The 15,780-nt window shown below is 48.6% G+C and carries 22 protein-coding genes; 15 read left to right on the forward strand and 7 right to left on the reverse strand.

The window, feature by feature from the left end:
• Positions 1-2: 2 nt before the first annotated feature.
• Genes tatA through EAO38_RS02060 form a run of 4 tightly spaced genes read right to left on the reverse strand, consistent with a single transcriptional unit; the run spans position 3 to position 2,632 of the window.
• On the reverse strand, positions 3-230 hold the full coding sequence (gene tatA, locus EAO38_RS02045; protein ID WP_121020631.1) for a twin-arginine translocase TatA/TatE family subunit: 228 nt from the start codon (positions 228-230) through the stop codon (positions 3-5).
• A gap of 46 nt (positions 231-276) precedes the next feature.
• Entirely contained in the window at positions 277-897 is a 621-nt protein-coding gene (gene gmk / locus EAO38_RS02050) for a guanylate kinase (RefSeq protein ID WP_121020633.1), read from the reverse strand.
• A gap of 3 nt (positions 898-900) precedes the next feature.
• On the reverse strand, positions 901-2,184 hold the full coding sequence (locus tag EAO38_RS02055) for a ribonuclease E domain-containing protein (RefSeq protein ID WP_162982655.1): 1,284 nt from the start codon (positions 2,182-2,184) through the stop codon (positions 901-903).
• Positions 2,084-2,632, reverse strand: a complete 549-nt coding sequence (locus tag EAO38_RS02060; RefSeq protein WP_121020637.1) for a hypothetical protein — start codon at positions 2,630-2,632, stop codon at positions 2,084-2,086. Before EAO38_RS02060 ends, EAO38_RS02055 begins: the two co-directional genes overlap by 101 nt.
• Positions 2,633-2,718: 86 nt before the next feature.
• On the opposite strand from EAO38_RS02060, the gene EAO38_RS02065 reads away from it, so the two are divergent.
• Complete coding sequence (locus EAO38_RS02065) at positions 2,719-3,270, forward strand: phospholipase D-like domain-containing protein (RefSeq protein ID WP_121020639.1); 552 nt, start codon at positions 2,719-2,721, stop codon at positions 3,268-3,270.
• On the opposite strand, the gene EAO38_RS02070 is transcribed toward EAO38_RS02065, so the two are convergent.
• Positions 3,267-3,965 (reverse strand): outer membrane protein, encoded by a 699-nt coding sequence (locus tag EAO38_RS02070; protein WP_121020641.1) that lies wholly within the window; start codon positions 3,963-3,965, stop codon positions 3,267-3,269. The two genes, EAO38_RS02065 and EAO38_RS02070, sit on opposite strands and share 4 nt — an antisense overlap.
• Positions 3,966-4,042: 77 nt before the next feature.
• Here EAO38_RS02070 and flgH point away from each other — a divergent pair, with 77 nt between their 5' ends.
• Genes flgH through pseI form a run of 5 tightly spaced genes read left to right on the forward strand, consistent with a single transcriptional unit; the run spans position 4,043 to position 7,899 of the window.
• Positions 4,043-4,747, forward strand: a complete 705-nt coding sequence (gene flgH, locus EAO38_RS02075; RefSeq protein WP_121020643.1) for a flagellar basal body L-ring protein FlgH — start codon at positions 4,043-4,045, stop codon at positions 4,745-4,747.
• 7 nt (positions 4,748-4,754) lie between these two features.
• Positions 4,755-5,444 carry a pseudaminic acid cytidylyltransferase gene (gene pseF / locus EAO38_RS02080; protein WP_121020645.1) on the forward strand — a complete coding sequence of 230 codons (690 nt, stop codon included), beginning with the start codon at positions 4,755-4,757 and terminating at the stop codon, positions 5,442-5,444.
• Positions 5,422-6,321, forward strand: a complete 900-nt coding sequence (locus EAO38_RS02085) for a hypothetical protein (RefSeq protein ID WP_121020647.1) — start codon at positions 5,422-5,424, stop codon at positions 6,319-6,321. Before pseF ends, EAO38_RS02085 begins: the two co-directional genes overlap by 23 nt.
• Positions 6,322-6,355: 34 nt before the next feature.
• Positions 6,356-6,883 (forward strand): UDP-4-amino-4,6-dideoxy-N-acetyl-beta-L-altrosamine N-acetyltransferase, encoded by a 528-nt coding sequence (gene pseH, locus EAO38_RS02090; protein WP_407927406.1) that lies wholly within the window; start codon positions 6,356-6,358, stop codon positions 6,881-6,883.
• An 8-nt stretch (positions 6,884-6,891) separates the two neighbouring features.
• Positions 6,892-7,899, forward strand: a complete 1,008-nt coding sequence (gene pseI, locus EAO38_RS02095; protein ID WP_121020651.1) for a pseudaminic acid synthase — start codon at positions 6,892-6,894, stop codon at positions 7,897-7,899.
• Here the strand turns inward: pseI and fur are convergent.
• Positions 7,896-8,351 carry a ferric iron uptake transcriptional regulator gene (gene fur, locus EAO38_RS02100; protein ID WP_121020653.1) on the reverse strand — a complete coding sequence of 152 codons (456 nt, stop codon included), beginning with the start codon at positions 8,349-8,351 and terminating at the stop codon, positions 7,896-7,898. The genes pseI and fur overlap by 4 nt on opposite strands.
• 159 nt (positions 8,352-8,510) lie before the next feature.
• Here fur and rpmE point away from each other — a divergent pair, with 159 nt between their 5' ends.
• Genes rpmE through EAO38_RS02145 form a run of 9 tightly spaced genes read left to right on the forward strand, consistent with a single transcriptional unit; the run spans position 8,511 to position 14,571 of the window.
• Entirely contained in the window at positions 8,511-8,714 is a 204-nt protein-coding gene (gene rpmE / locus EAO38_RS02105) for a 50S ribosomal protein L31 (protein ID WP_121020655.1), read from the forward strand.
• A gap of 1 nt (position 8,715) precedes the next feature.
• On the forward strand, positions 8,716-9,558 hold the full coding sequence (rsmI, locus tag EAO38_RS02110) for a 16S rRNA (cytidine(1402)-2'-O)-methyltransferase (RefSeq protein ID WP_121020657.1): 843 nt from the start codon (positions 8,716-8,718) through the stop codon (positions 9,556-9,558).
• The gene (locus EAO38_RS02115) at positions 9,555-10,238 is read left to right on the forward strand and encodes a TrmH family RNA methyltransferase (RefSeq protein ID WP_121020659.1); all 684 of its coding nucleotides are present in this window, start codon (positions 9,555-9,557) and stop codon (positions 10,236-10,238) included. The genes rsmI and EAO38_RS02115 overlap by 4 nt, the downstream gene beginning before the upstream one ends.
• Entirely contained in the window at positions 10,238-11,197 is a 960-nt protein-coding gene (locus tag EAO38_RS02120) for a hypothetical protein (RefSeq protein ID WP_121020661.1), read from the forward strand. The genes EAO38_RS02115 and EAO38_RS02120 overlap by 1 nt, the downstream gene beginning before the upstream one ends.
• 3 nt (positions 11,198-11,200) lie before the next feature.
• Complete coding sequence (locus EAO38_RS02125) at positions 11,201-12,031, forward strand: hypothetical protein (protein WP_121020663.1); 831 nt, start codon at positions 11,201-11,203, stop codon at positions 12,029-12,031.
• A 52-nt stretch (positions 12,032-12,083) separates the two neighbouring features.
• Positions 12,084-12,638: a YceI family protein gene (locus EAO38_RS02130; RefSeq protein ID WP_121020666.1), complete on the forward strand. Its 555-nt coding sequence runs from the start codon at positions 12,084-12,086 to the stop codon at positions 12,636-12,638.
• A complete protein-coding gene (gene hemL / locus EAO38_RS02135) occupies positions 12,638-13,954 on the forward strand; it encodes a glutamate-1-semialdehyde 2,1-aminomutase (protein WP_162982656.1) in 1,317 nt (438 codons plus the stop codon). The genes EAO38_RS02130 and hemL overlap by 1 nt, the downstream gene beginning before the upstream one ends.
• On the forward strand, positions 13,944-14,207 hold the full coding sequence (locus EAO38_RS02140) for an AtpZ/AtpI family protein (protein ID WP_121020668.1): 264 nt from the start codon (positions 13,944-13,946) through the stop codon (positions 14,205-14,207). The genes hemL and EAO38_RS02140 overlap by 11 nt, the downstream gene beginning before the upstream one ends.
• A complete protein-coding gene (locus EAO38_RS02145; RefSeq protein WP_121020670.1) occupies positions 14,200-14,571 on the forward strand; it encodes a hypothetical protein in 372 nt (123 codons plus the stop codon). Before EAO38_RS02140 ends, EAO38_RS02145 begins: the two co-directional genes overlap by 8 nt.
• Here EAO38_RS02145 and EAO38_RS02150 read toward each other — a convergent pair.
• Entirely contained in the window at positions 14,568-15,779 is a 1,212-nt protein-coding gene (locus tag EAO38_RS02150) for an acetate kinase (protein WP_121020672.1), read from the reverse strand. The two genes, EAO38_RS02145 and EAO38_RS02150, sit on opposite strands and share 4 nt — an antisense overlap.
• Position 15,780 lies beyond the last annotated feature (1 nt).

Here is a 15,780-nt window from a genome sequence, read left to right on the forward strand (position 1 = left end):
CCCTAAGCCTTGTGTTCAGGAGAAGGGGTGTTTGGGGGCGGGGTTTGGGCTTGTACTATTTTGGGATCTTGAGGCTTGCTCTCCTCCTCGTCCTCCTTGATCGCCTTTTTAAAGTTCTTGATGCCACTGCCCAGCCCCTTGGCCAACTCAGGGATTTTCTTAGCCCCAAATAACAGCACGATGACAAAAAGCACGATCAACCAGTGCCACACGCTTGTAAAACCGCCCATGTTCATCCTTTAGGGTTTGATAGCGCGCATGTTACTACAGATGCGCTTAAAACTTGAACCCCTTCCCCCAAGCCATGCACAAGCGCTCTTTAGGGAACATTTGCTGTTTATAACTCAGGGTCTTAGCCACCCATAAAATGCCCTCTTGGGCCTGTGCTAAGTCATCATTGATGAGTACATAATCAAATTGATCCACCGCTTGCAATTCGGCATAAGCGTTTGCTAGCCTTTGGGCGATCACTTCTTGGCTGTCTGTAGCGCGTTGTTCTAGGCGCTCTTGCAAAACCCGCGCGTTTTTTGTGGTGATAAAAATAGAAGTGGCTTTAGGGTATATCTGCTTCACACTCTTATGGCCTTGCACATCAATATCAAACAGGACAAGCCGATCGGCCTTTAGGGCTTCTTGCACGGGCACTAGAGAAGTGCCATAGTAGTGATCGTGCACGCGTGCCCACTCCAAGAATTCTTGTCGAGCGATTCCCTCTAAAAATGTTTCTTGGTTTACAAAATGGTAGTGCTTTCCTGAGACCTCCCCGGCGCGCGGGGGGCGCGTGGTGGTAGAAATGGAAAAATAAAGATCCTCAAAATGCGCCATCAAGTGCCTAACTAGGGTGCTCTTACCCGCGCCACTAGGCCCGGTTAAGATCAAAATCCTATAAGCGTCCACACCTTAGACTTTGTCCACAATTTGAATACGCAATACTTTATTCTCCAACACCTTGGAATCAATGGGCAAATCTTTGAGCAGGGCTTGTAAATCCAAAGTTAAGACAGCCGGGGCACTCTCTGTAGATGGCGCGGGTTGTGCAGACTCTACTGACTCCATATCAGGTTTGCTTAACGCAACTGGAGTGGCCTGCTCTGCCTGTGTAATTTCTTGAGGGGATTCTTGGGTTTCCTCGTGGACCACTTCTTGGGCGCAATCATCCAAATCCGGAGCGATTTCCTGTGGAGTTTCTTGGGCTTCCTCTTGATTTTGTGTGGGGATTTCTGCAGATTGTTCTGTAAGGTTATCTTGCGTCTGCGCCACAGCCGGGAGTTCTTGAAGAGTGGCTTCTTCTTGCTCTGAAGTATCCTCTGTGGGGGTGTCCTTTGTACTATCTAGGGTTTCTAGAGCGTCCTCTGTGATCGCATCGCTAAGGGTGGGTTCTGCCTCTAAAGCAGGCATCTCCTCATGGGCTTGCAAGGGATCTGTTGCTTGCGAATCCTCTTGCGTGTCTGTAGCCTCCAATGTGGCTTCTGTGTCTTGAATCAGAGGGTCTTGAGCGTTTAGGGGTTCTTCCTCTTCCAAATGTGCTTGTGCTTGCTGGGGCTCTTGTGTGGGAGAAGCCTGCTCATCTTCTACAGGTTCCGCCCCATCCAGGGTGGCCACAGATTCGATCTCTGGTGCAGGCGCGTCCTCTAGCGCGCTTTCTGATGGAGTTTGTGGGCTGGGTGTGCTAGCTTGCTCCTGCGTCTCTAGGGGTTCCTCCATCACACTTGCCATGACTGGCTCGGGGATGTCCTCAATGTGCTCGATGTCTTGGGGCTCTACTTCTGGCACGTTGGGTTCTGTTTGCTCTAGAGCCGACACCTCCTTGGCCGGCGCGCTTTCTAAGGGTAACTCCTCTTGCAAAGTACTCTCTTGTGCGGGTGGAGCAGGGGGTTCTAGATCAGAGGTCTGCGCTTGGGGTTCTGTTGGGGGTTCTATTTCAGGGGAATCCTCTGTAGAAAGAGCTAAATCTTGAGGGGCTTGCCCCTCCTCTTCTTCCTCGTCATTACTGTGATCTACGGGCAATAAATCTTCTAAAGAGAAATCCGTAACCGTGGCCTGGTCGGTGGTGTCGGTCTGGGGAGTTTGCACTTGGGATTCTTCAGGGGCCTGTTCTTCTAGGGGGGGTTCTTCGTCTTGCACAGGCACTTCTTGTACGTCTTGGGGGGGGGTCTTGTGGAGTCTCTGCCGGGGGCGTGTCAAACAAGCCCTCTAATTCTTCTAATTGGTTCAAATTCGCATCTAGGCTAGTGTCCTCTAAACTCACGGGTTCTTGTGGGGGGGGAGCTTCTTGTGGAGGAGGAGCGGAGGGGATATGCAAGGACTCCATCGTCTTTTCTAAAATGTGCAACACATCGGTGGGTAAAAAGGGCTTTTGGATATAGTGCGTGAAAGAGCCAAAGGGGGCGACACTCTTGCGGTGCACAAATGCGCTCATCTTAGCCCCTTCCAATAGGGGCGCAAGAAGCTGGTAGCCTTCTTCGTCCACAACGGTGTCATCGGCAAAAAAGAAACACTCCGGATCTTCTTGGAGTTTAGAAAGGGTCTCTTCTACATGCTCTTGCACCACCAACTCCAAAGCCAACTTCTTAGCGATGTTTTCAAATAACTTTTCAACCATCTTATTCTGATTGACCAACAGGATTTTCAACGCCACTCCTTAAGCTAAACTACCTAAACTTCGCATTATAATACAAGTTCACCCTATTTTGCTTAACTAAAATACGAAGGAATATCATGAGGATCACTTGGAAAACTCTGTTTTTACCCTGCGCCCTAGCGGGCATATTGCATGCAAACTCCACACTTTACATGCTCCCCTATGAAAAAAATGAGGCGCTCAATAGTCTGATCTCAGGCATCAATGCCGCTAAAAGTACCATCAATATTGCCATCTACAGCTTCACCCACCAAAAGATCGCCAAAGCACTCAAAGATGCGGCTGCGCGTGGAGTCAAGGTCAATATCATTTATGATTATTCTAGCAACTCCCATGGCAAGCACTCCACCATCGCCTATTTATCTAAGTACCAGGGGATTGACACTTGTTTATTGCAAGGTACACCAGCTAAGATGGCTAGGCATTTTCAAACTGCCCATCATGGCATTATGCACCAGAAACTCGCCCTCATTGATGATAAATGGATCTTTCTAGGTTCAGCTAACTGGAGTAGAAACGCCTTTGAAAACAGCTACGAATTGTTGTTAAAAGAAGACGACTCTAGCCTGATCCAAAAGGCACAGAGCTACTACAAGAAGATGCTCAGAACCTGCAAACCCTATCGCTAGAAGTGGTAATTGTACCCGATGTAAAAGGCAAATGTACGGCGTAATTCGACGCTGAAATTGTTGCCAGAGTAGTAGCGGTTGTTGATAGTAGGGATTTTAAAGCCAAGGTCGATACCGTGTTCGCCCACCACCAGCGCCCTAATCCCTACATTGAATAGAAACTGGAACGCGCTCACACTCACGCTATTATCCCCCCATGGTGGGATACCCATCTTATTTTGTCCCTGATCGCCTAAATACCACGAACTGCCCGCAATGGCCATGCCCACATACGCCCCTAAGTCCAGCGAAATATCATCGCGATAAAACGCCCCCTGGAAGAAATTGTAAAAGACATCTGCGGCCGCGCCATAGGTGATCATATTGCTACCCCCATAATACCCCCCCCCTCCATAGGGGCTCCTCTTGTAATGCGCGCCAAAACCCTGCCAGTCCAAAAAGGCGTAATAGCGCGCCCCAAACATCTGATCGTCTCTAAAATACCCATTATAGCCTATTAAAAAGCCCAATCCATTAGCCCCCGCATTTCTATCATCGCGCACGCCATAAGAACGGGTGAGAATATTGATCGCCCCAGTTTGATAGCTCGTCCCCACAATCAGGCCCTTCATCCAATTGGGTTTCTCTTCAGCCTGCAAACCCCCCATCCCCATCATCGCCCCTAAGACACACGGCAACACAAGTCGTTTCTGCATTCTCTTTCCTCAAATGTTAATGACTGCAAGACCTCTATTATAGTATAATTAGGGGTAAAAAACTTCTAAGGAGTGTCATGCGCAAGCTTAAGTGGGTGTGGCTCATGGCATGGGTGAGTGTTCTTGGGGCCGTAGAGCCCGGGATCAAATTTGACCCTCCAGACTATGTAGAGGAGATGCCCTCCAAGGAGTTTATCCCTGAGATTGCCAAACCTGGTAGCCTCTTTGGGCAGGGAGAACGCCCCCTGTTTGCAGACAGGCGCGCGATGAAACCCAATGATTTGGTTACCGTGGAGATTTCTGAGGCTTCTAGCGCGAATTACAGCACCTCTAAGGACTATAAGAGTACTTCTAATGGTACTTCTAGCGCGCCCAGACTCACCTACAATGGTACCGACCTCAACAAGAGAAGCGAGGCGCAGTTTTTAGACGATCGCAATAATTACAGCCTCACCCAATCCACTACCAACAATAGCTTCAAGGGCGGGGGGGCGCAGAAAAAAAATGAAGACCTCAAGCTTACCCTCACTGCGCGCATTGTCAAAGTGCTAGAAAATGGGAATTACTTTATCCATGGGTATAAAGAGATTCTCGTAGATGGGGAAAAACAAGTTATTGAATTGAGCGGGGTGGTGCGCCCCTTTGACATCACGCGTGAAAATACCGTGCAATCCAAATACATCGCCAACGCCAAGATTTCTTATACCAACATCGGTGCGCTCAGTGCGAGCAATAAGAAAAAGTTTGCCAACGATGTTTTAGAGTCCCAGTTTCCTTACTAGAGCGCGCATGCTGGCTTTGATTTTAGCGCGCGCGGGCAGCAAGCGCATCCCTCAAAAAAATATCTATCCCTTTTTAGGCAAGCCCTTGATCGCCCATGTTATAGAGGGCGCTCTCAACTCTGCACTTTTTACACAAGTGCTTGTTTCCACAGACAGCCCCCAAATTGCCCAAATCGCCCAAGATCACGGGGCGCACATCCCCTTTTTGCGCCCAGCCTCTCTGGCTGATGATTTCACGCCCACTCTAGAAGTGGCCGCGCATGCCATTGAGGCGTTGCAAATCCCCCTTGAGACCCCCATTTGCGTTCTCTATGCCACTAGCATACTCCTGCAAGCGTGTTACTTGCAGGACGCGCGCCACGCTCTCCAACAATACCCCCATTACAAATACGCCCTAGCCCTAGCCCCCTACGCCTCCTCGCCCTATCGATCCTTTAGCCTCACCCCCCATATCACCCCCCTTTTTCCCCAGCACCTACAAGAGCGCTCTCAAGACCTCCCCTCTCTCTACCATGACACTGGGCTATTTTACATGGGAGAGGCCCGGCATTTTGCCAAGCTTGAACCCCTTCTAGCTCCCCATTCCTACCCCGTGGTTGTGCCCCATTTACACGCCCAAGACATAGACACCTTGGACGATTTAGAACTTGCCAAACTCAAGTACCAACTCTTGCATGGTTGTCAAAATCCTAGCTGATGCCACGCCCACAAGCGGATTAGGACATTTAAGACGCGCCCTAAAACTCCAAAACCATTTGGCGAATTTGCACATAGAGGCGCAAGTGCTAGCCCCCCACCCTCTAGCTAACCAAGCCCTAGATTGGTTGCAGGCATTAAAGATAACAACTCATGATTTTCTCATTGTAGATAGCTATTTGGCCCCTTTAGATTTTTATCACCATGCCCACGCACACGCCCGGGGCTTAATAGTGCTAGAAGACAGCCCGCATGCCCGCATGCCCCCTGAGAGTGTCATTATCAACCCCGCTTACAAGGCACAACAACTCTACCCCCAACCCCATGCGCGCATGTTTTTAGGTTGTGCCTTTATGCCCTTTGAAAAGGCGTTTAAAGTGGATCACAAACCCCTCAAACCCAAACCCACCACTTTATTGATGTCTTTTGGGGGGAGCGCTCAAAGCCTTAGATTCTACCAACACGCCTTAGAAATTCTCCAGCAAAGCTCCTTGAGCGTGCATGTGATCGCGCCCCCAGAGTTAGCGCTAGCCTTTCCTAAAACGCGCGCGCGCGTGCACACCCATTTGGATTTACAAGAGATCGCCGCTTTGATCCATGCTAGCGACATCGCACTCTTGGGGGCGGGGGGTATGCTTTATGAAGCCATGTTGGCATTAACGCCCACACTAACTCTGCCCATCGCCCCTAATCAAACACACCAATTCACAGCCTTGAGCAACGCGCAGGCTTGTTTGCCCACCAGTCTAGACACGCTTTTAGCAGATTTAGCCCAACTCAATTTGGCCACGCGCGCGCGCATGCAAGCAGTACAACGCGATCTCAACATCGGTTCTGCTCTCCAATCCACCTTGCAGGCGATCTTACTTGGATACTAATAACCCTCTATGGTGTAGCTTTGACATCCCTCCCATCACCCTTAAAGCCGATGCCAAACCCTTGCACGCCTGCCATTTTACCCACACCACACAGGCAGAACGCCTAGAAATTCTATCTTTTCGCAACCATCCAGATACCAGCGCGTGGATGCTCAATGAACAAATCAGTTTAGAAGCGCATTTACAATTTATTGAGCAACTCAAAACCCATCCTAGCAGCGCTTATTATTTGTTTAAGCAAGAAGACGCGCTCTTGGGGGTGGGGTCTTTGACGCGGGTACATCCCATCCACCGCCACGCGTTTCTGGGGATTTACAAGAACCCGTATTTAGAACATGTGGGGGCGCAGATTCTAGACGCTTTAGAATTCATCGCGTTCTATAAACTGCGCCTACACGCCCTGCATCTAGAAGTACTCAGCAGCAATACTCGGGCCCTGCACTTTTATCAACGCCACGCCTATCGCAAGGAGGGTTTTTTGCGCGATTTTATCTATCGCGATGGGCGTTATCACGATGTATGGCTATTTGTCAAGTTTTCTCCCTTTAGCTATAATGCCTAGAAAGAGTTATGATGAGTCTCCCTTTCATTGTCGCCGAGCTGAGTGCTAACCATGCCAAATCCCTAGAGATCGCGCTTAAATCCCTCGCATGCATTAAGGCTATCGGGGCTGATGCGGCCAAGCTCCAAACCTACACCCCCGATTGCCTCACTCTGAATGTCCACAAACCCCCCTTCATCATTGAAGGCACTCTATGGGATCAACAGAGTTTGTACCAGCTCTACGAACGCGCGTGCATGCCCTTAGAATGGCATGGCGAACTCTTTGCTTGCGCTAAGAGTTTGGGTTTGGAGCTGTTTAGCTCGGTCTTTAGCCTCAAGGGCTTAGAACTCCTAGAAAAGTTAAATTGCCCTAGGTATAAAATCGCTAGCTTTGAGATCACGCATTTAGAACTCATCGCCCAAGTGGCCAGTACGCAAAAACCCGTGATCCTCTCTACAGGGATCGCCACGCATACAGAAATCCTAGACGCTCTGCAAGCTTGTTACCAAGCCAATAACTCCCAAATCACTCTGTTACACTGCACCAGCGCCTATCCAGCTCCCCTACAAGAGGCCAACTTAGCCGCCATGCCCAATTTGGGCAGACGCTATGGAGTCGCCTATGGCTTGAGCGATCACACCTTGGGTGCTTTAAGCGCGATCATCGCCACAACGCTCAAAGCGAGCATGATTGAAAAACATTTTATTTTGGATAAAAGCATTCAGAGTGTGGACAACGCCTTTAGCATGGACGCTAAGGAATTTGCCCAAATGATCGCCCAAGTGCGCGACACCCATTTGGCTTTGGGTCCAAAAGAGGGGGCGCGCACCTCCACCCAGGGGCGCCAATTTGCCAGAAGCTTGTTTATCACCAAAGCCCTTAAAAAGGGCGAAGTGCTCACCAAAGCACACCTCCAAGCTTTGCGCCCCAACGCAGGATTGCCCCCAAAACTCCTCCCCCAAGTCTTGGGCAAGAAAGCCACCAGAGATTTAGAATACGCCCATCCCCTCGCCCTCCAAGATGTAAAACCCTAATCGCGCCCTTGTGCCAAGCACTTGGCGCACACCACAAACATTTTCATGTCATGGCTTACTAACTTGGCTTGAAACTGTTTAGCCACCTCCATTTGACGCTCCTCAATTTGAGGGTCTACAAACTCAATAATCTCACCGCATTGCAGGCAGATAATATGATCGTGATGTTCTTTGGCAGCAATTTCGTAGCGGCGGCCATTTTTATTAGTCTCTAGGGTATAAATAAAGCGTTCTTTTTCCAAAAAATTTAGAATACGGTAGACAGAGGAAATACTCGTATTCTTGTCGCTCAAACGGATACTTTGGGTGATTTCTTCAGGACTTAAATGTGTCCCGCTCTTGTAAAGAACGCTCACAACTTCTTCACGTTGTTTGGAATTTTTCAGACCATTTTTTCTAATTGAGACTCGCAAACGCTCTAAAATAGACTCTAGGGTTTCTAAGCGGCGCATGAACACTCCTTAACTTGCTAATCCAAATGTATTAAATTACGAATCACTCTCTATGGTAACATCATTTCTTAAACATGAATAAACAAGCCCATGTATTTGAGATTTGCTTATTTTTACAAAATTTGGCTACAATCCCGAAAAACTTTGTGGAGAGTTAGCATGAAAAAGGGAATCCACCCGGATTATATCCCCTGTAAGGTTACTTGTGTTACCAGTGGTAAACAAATTGAAGTGTTGAGCACAAAGAGCGAATTGCGCATTGACATTTCTAGCTTTTGCCACCCTTTTTATACCGGGAGCGACAAGATCGCCGACACCACAGGGCGCGTGGAGAGATTCCGACAAAAATACAAAATGCAGTAATTTGCTAAGTCTGCTCCCCACTCCCATAGGCAATCTTAGGGACATTACTTTGCGCACCCTCGATACTTTGGCAAGTTGCGATACATTGCTATGTGAGGATGTGCGCGTTACGAAGCGTTTATTCTTCTTGCTTTCCCAAGGGGGTATTCTTAAAATGCCTTCCAAGCCCCTGCATTCTTTGCATTCCCATAACCAAGAGGGTTTTTTGGCCCAAGTGGGGCATGGGTTTTTTACAAACCAGCATGTGGGTTATTTGAGCGATGCAGGGATGCCCTGTGTGAGCGACCCGGGGGCTAGACTGGTGCGCTTTGCTCAAGAGCATGGCATTGATTACGAGGTCCTGCCCGGTGCTAGTGCCTGTGTGAGTGCTTACAGCGCGAGTGGTTTTGACATTAAAGCTTTCCATTTTGTGGGGTTTTTGCCTCCTAAGAGTGCAGATCGGCGCGCCAAGATCGCCAAACTCATTGCCAGTGTTGCGGCCTTGCAAACAGAAATAGCATGCGTGATTTATGAGAGCCCTAAGCGTCTGTTAGACACTTTGGGCGACTTGGCCTTGATGGTCCCTGATGATCTGATCTTTGCGATCAAAGAGATGACAAAGCTCCATGAACAACACCACTGCGGTAAGATTCTGGAGGTGTATGAAAAGTTCAAGGCCCTGCCCCCTACAGTCTTGCGGGGTGAGTGGGTGCTGGTGTGTGCTTTGCGCCCTCGCTCTCAGTCTGTTTTGTCTTATCAAGAGATCGCAGACATGGACTTGCCCCCCAAGATCAAGGCTAAGTTGCTGGCCAAACTCAAGGGAGTATCCTCCAAGCTTCTTTATGCCTCGGGCATGCGGGCATGATTGTTTTTGGAAAACAGGTGCTCTTGCACCTCTTGGCGTACCATCCCAGTATGATACTGGAATGGTACTTGGCTAAACAAGTGGACAAAGTGCTCTTTGCGCGCTTGTGTGCCCATGCTAGTAAATACGATCGCCCCATCATGCGTGTGGACACCCAAAAAGCCCAAGCGATGGCAAGGGGAGGTAACCATCAGGGGTTTTTAGCCAAAGTGTGCCCCCCTAAGAGCACTTCTTTAGCCACACTCAAGTGCTCTAATAAACTCTTGGTGCTGTGTGGCTTAAGTGATGTGGGGAATGTAGGGGCGTTGTTTCGCAGTGTGGCGTGTTTAGGCTTTGAGGGGGTGGTGATGGACACACCCCTGCCTTATGAAGGTTTGGCGCGCACAAGCATGGGTGCGCTCTATGAAGTGCCCTTTTGCGTGTACGCGCGTGTATTGGACGCAATACAGGAACTCAAAAGCGCAGGAATGCGTTGTTATGGGGCGCACACACAGGGGCATGATGTGCGTCAAGTGGCTTTTGAGCCTCCTTTGGCCATTTTTTTAGGGAGCGAGGGAGCGGGGCTAGCCCCCAAAATCTTGCGCAAAATGGATCAGGTTGTGTGCATTGGCATGCATGGCAATATCGGATCACTCAATGTGAGTGTGGCCGGAGCAATTATGATGGATAGGACACAATAATGGACGAACAGGCAAAGCTGGCAGAATTAGACAAGAATTTGGCGATCTTAAAAGAAAAAGGGGTTACTGAAATTGCCCAAACCACTAAGATCGCCAACCCTAAGATCAACGCGATTTTAGAAAAACGTTTTGAGGACCTACAACGCGTGCACGCGGTGGGCTTTATTCAGATTTTAGAAAAGGAATATGGTCTTAACCTAGGCCAATGGCTTATGGAGTACGACAAGAGTCTTTTTGTCAAGCCCTCCCTAGAGGACAAGGGCAGTACTCCCGAAGAATCGCCCTTTGTCAACACCCCGCGCTCAGATCCTGAAGCACTCGCCTCCTTCCAGCCTAAGAAAACTTCTAAATGGGCATGGGTTTTGCCCCTGATCTTGTTGATAGGGGCTGGGGGATATGTCTATTACAGCAGATACGCTTCTCCACAAAAAGCAGCCCAGCAGATCACTCCCCCGCCTCCAAGCACTCCTTTAGAAAGCAACGCGCCCAAACCAAACACCCCTGCGCAAGCACAGCCCACCCCCCCTCCAACACAATCTAGCACACAAGTTGCTTCCCCGGCTGACCAACAAATCCCTTCTTTAGAAAGCCCTCCAACCCAAGAGAACAAGCTACAGGCAAACCCTCAAGCCCAAGAGTCCTCTACTTCAGAGGATTCTAAGCAGGAGATTCCTCTTGATAAGTCTAAAGTGATTGTGATCACCCCCAAAGAGGAAATTTGGATGGAAACCATCGATCTGAGCAATAAGAAAAAGAGTCAAGTTACTATTAAGGATCCTTTGATCTTAGAAACTAAGGGGCATAAGTGGCTTTTAGCCTTTGGGCATGGGAAAGTGTCTCTAGAGGCCAATGGACAGGTTTCTGATTTCCATCAAGAAAAGCCTTTAAGACTTTTATACACTCCTAAAAATGGCTTGCGCCGTATCAGTTATGCTCATTATCAAGAACGGAGCAAGTAGATTTTGAAAGCACTGGCATGCCTAGTGTTGTGGTTGAGCTGGCAAGGGTTTTTAGCAGGCGATGCTCTAGAAGACAAGATTAAAAACCTAACTGGGGAAAGATTTTATCAGACGAATAAAAATTTCATCACACGGGTATTTGCCAAGCGCGATAGCTTTTACACGCAGGGGGAGTTGCGCGCTAGAAAGGTGGTGGACACCCTAAAAGAAAATGGGCTCTTGCCCTTGAAATTTGGCAAACCCAGTGTGTTGCAGGTGAGTTTTCAAGCAAAGACCACCCCCCTACTTCTGCTCAAAACTGCTCAAAGCGTGCTTGCGTCCATGGGCTATGCGTATTTCATGGTCTTAGAAGTGGATTACAAGGACACATGGAGCAAAGCGATCTTCGCACTCAAAACCGAATACGCCCTAGACCCCACTCTCATTGCTTCGCTATTTGCCAAAAAGGGTTTTGTGTTTACAGATTTAGAACGCCATAGTTTGCAAGATTGGGTGTATTATTTTGGAGTGCGCACCCCTAAAATTGCCAATAGTGCGACCATCATCCCCTCGGGCAATTACCTAGCGCTTAAGGAAATCAGCGGGGAGTATTGGTTAGACATGGGCTATAGCGGACGCTTGCACATTGTGGCCAATACAAACACATGGCATCCCCAAATTAGCTTTTTTGATGAATCCTTACGCATGCTGGACTTCACCCATAGTACCACTCCTACCTCCCAAATCAGCGTAGATATTCCCAATCGAGTGCGCTTCATTAAAGTTAGCGACATGAAAAACCCCCTGATTCTCAAGGCGGGTATCAAGGTGCTGTTAGAACCTCTAAAGCGTTAACAAGGGGCTTTATGTTATCATAGTACCCTAAAATCACATCAAGGGAGTTTTTATGAAAAAAGTTGTTCTAGGCGCGTTCTTGGTTTCTTGTCTTGCGCATGCCACGACCATCGACACGGGCAAGCTAAGCATGAGTTTTACGGCGTTTAAAACTCCCAAGAAGGCGGGGGTTGAGGGCACTTTTGCTGGGGTCAACTACCGCTTTAATAAGGACACCTCCAGCGTGGCGCACATGCTGGACAAGGCCAGCGCTACCATCGATGTGTCGCATGTCGATTTGCACGATGAACTCAAAAGTAAAAATGTCAAGGAAGCCTTTTTTGACCTCTTTAAAGACAAGAACCTAAAGGTAACTTTTAGGAATGTTGTGGCGGGCGAAAATCAGGGTACAATTCTGGCCAGTGTACGCATGAATGGCAGGAGTGTGAAAGTACCCATGAGTTACACCATAGAAAATAATGAGTTGGTGGCTACGGGGGTTTTGGATGTGCTAGAATTTGGGCTCAAAGACGCGCTACAAAAGCTCGCCAAGGCATGTGAAGCCCAACATGAAAAATTAACTTGGTCGCAGGTCAAAATCACTTTCAAAGCAGGTCTTAAAGACTGATGGCAAAAAAACAGCTGGGGCACGCCCTGCTACACAGCATTAACGATTTTAATGAAGCTAAGCAGGTGATTGTAGGGGGGGTGAATTCTCCCGTTAGGGCGTTTCAAAGTGTGGGGGGTACACCTCCCTTTATCTTTAAGGGGGAGGGCTATTCTCTTTATGATGTCGATGGCAATTCCTATGTAGATTTTGTCCAAAGCTGGGGACCCTTGCTTTTCGGGCATGCTGATGGGCAAATTCAAGAGCGCGTGATTGAAGTTTTGCAAAGGGGGTTGAGTTTTGGCGCGCCCACAGAATTAGAAACCACTCTGGCTAAAAAAATCGTGCTCAGTTACGAGGGGGTAGAAAAGGTGCGCTTGGTGAATAGCGGCACAGAGGCGACCATGAGCGCGATCCGCCTAGCTAGGGCCTTTAGCCAAAAAGAGGACATTATCAAGTTTGAGGGGTGCTACCATGGACATAGCGATTCTTTGTTGGTGGGGGCCGGGAGTGGGTGTGCCACTTTTGGCGTGCCTAGCTCTTTGGGTGTGCCTAAAAATATCAGCCAACACACTTTAGTGGCGCGTTACAATGACATCGACTCGCTAAAGGCGTGTTTTCAAGCCAGCAATAATGTCGCCTGTGTCATCATCGAACCTATCGCGGGGAATATGGGCTTAGTACCCGCCCAATTGGAGTTTTTACAAGAACTCCATGTCCTATGCCAGCAACACCAAGCCGTGCTCATTTTTGATGAAGTGATGAGCGGTTTTAGGGCTTCAGCGAGCGGTTCACAGAGCTACCACCATTTGGTGCCAGATTTGGTTACCTTTGGGAAGGTGATTGGGGGGGGCTTGCCTTTAGCGTGTTTTGGGGGCAAAGCTGAGATCATGGAATTATTAGCCCCTATGGGTGGAGTTTATCAGGCGGGTACTCTAAGTGGCAATCCAGTGGCTGTGGCTGCGGGCATTGTGGCGTTGGAAAAAATTGCCCAAGACCCTAAACTTTACTCTAGACTAGAAGCGCTCGCTTTGCGTTTCACAGAGGGGCTTGCGCGTGCGGCTACATCGCACCACATTGCCCTGCAAACTTGCGTGCGCGGAAGCATGTTTGGCTTTTTCTTTAGCGAACAAGAGGTGTGCGATTTTGAGGATGCTAAATCTTCTAAGAGCGATCTCTATGCCACTTTTCATCAAAAAATGCTCCAAAAAGGGGTGTATCTTGCGCCCTCTGCTTTTGAGAGCGGCTTTATTTGCACGCCCATGCATGAAAATATCATCGATGCGTGCGTGCAAAAAGCCCAAGAGAGTTTTTCTGAAATGGCGCATGGCATCTGAACCTAAATTCAAGCGGATTGTAGAGGGGGCAAGCGTTTTAAGCTTAGGGATCTCTATTGTGGTCGCGGTGTTCATCGGAATTGGGATTGGCTATGGACTCAAGCATCTAACTGGCATCGCATGGTTGTTTTGGCTGGGGGTTTTTTGGGGAGTGGGGGGGGCGATCCTCAATGTCTATAAAGCGTATAAGCGGGCTAAAAAAGACCTAGACGCGTTGGCCAATGACCCCAAGTACAAAGATCGCGATGTGTAGTTTGAAATGCGCGCTGTTCGTGCTCTTGTGCAATGTGGGGGGGGCGAGTGGAGTGGCTTATGGCTGGGGTGTTTTGGGCTTGCTGAATTTTGAAGTCGCTTTCATAGGTTTTTTACTCATCTTGATGATGGGGTATCAAAAACTCAAAAATGTCCTGCAAAACCCCAGCCAAAAAACCCCATCTAAATTTGTCTTGGGCGTGGAGTTGGGTTTAAGCTGGAAGAAGATGGGAGCTTATGCGCTATTTTTGGGCGCGCTTTTGGCACTCATGCACTTTAGACTATTTGTCCCTCTCCCCTATCTCTTGGGGCTGGGGGTGTGCTTGGGGAGCGCGCTAGGCATCTCTTTTTTCAAAAAACTCTAGACGTTTTGGTGGAGTTTGTAGACGATCTTGGAAGTCTGGTTGGCGATCGCCCACTCTTCATTGGTGGGCACGCGTAAGATTTGTACCGCTGTATTGGGCTGACTTAGATTCACCACACCCTTGGGCAAGTTCTCATTGAGCTGCACATTGAGTACCATGCCAAAGTTTTCTAGATTAACACAAACCGCTTTGCGCAGGCGCGCGCAATTCTCTCCCACACCGCCTGTAAAGATCAGCGCGTCAATTCTACCTAGGGTAAGTAGGTAAGACCCAATGTATTTACGGATACGATAGGCATACATGTCAAAGGCGAGTTTAGCTTTTTCATCGCCCTGCTCGATCAGCGCTTCCACACTGCGCATATCGCTTTTTCCACATAAGCCCTTTAACCCACTTTCTTTATTCAGGACATCGTTGACTTCTTGCAAGCTCTTGTCCTGAATTTGCATGATATAACCTAACAAGGCTGGGTCTAAATCACCCGAGCGAGTCCCCATGATCAGGCCCTCCAAAGGGGTCAATCCCATAGATGTGTCTATGCTCCTGCCTTTTTCAATGGCGCACACGCTAGCCCCATTCCCTAAATGTAAAGAGATCGCGTTGAACTGGTCATAGGGGATGTCTAAAAACTTGGCTGCCTCCATCGCTACAAAATGGTGTGAAGTACCATGGAAGCCATAACGGCGCAATTTATAAGTTTCATAGAGCTCATGGGGCAGGGCATAGGTAAAGGCATGAGGGGGGATTGTCTGGTGGAACGCGGTATCAAAGACGGCCACTTGAGGAATGTGAGGAGCGCGTTTCTTAAGGGCTTTGATTCCCCTTAAATGTGCAGGATTGTGTAGGGGGGCTAGGAAAGCGAGTTTTTCAATATGCCCAATAACACCATCATCAATCAAGGTGGGTTCAATGAATAAATCTCCTCCATGCACCACGCGATGTCCCACCCCATCTACATGCCCCAAACTCTTTAACACTTCCAAATGGGCCAAGGTGTCTTCTATGTATTGCAAGCCTGCATCATAGGTAGGGATTTGCATACACTCTTTGGTGATCTGCGCATGCCCTAAATGGGTGTAGATCTGGGCTTGCGAACATTCCCCACCGATCTGTTCGACAATGCCTTTAGCCAATACGCTTTTTTTCTCCATATGGAACAGTTGGAATTTAATAGACGAACTCCCTAAATTTAACACGAGAATGTGCATG

It is taken from the genome of Helicobacter vulpis (assembly GCF_003660395.1).
GTDB classification, from domain to species: domain Bacteria; phylum Campylobacterota; class Campylobacteria; order Campylobacterales; family Helicobacteraceae; genus Helicobacter; species Helicobacter vulpis.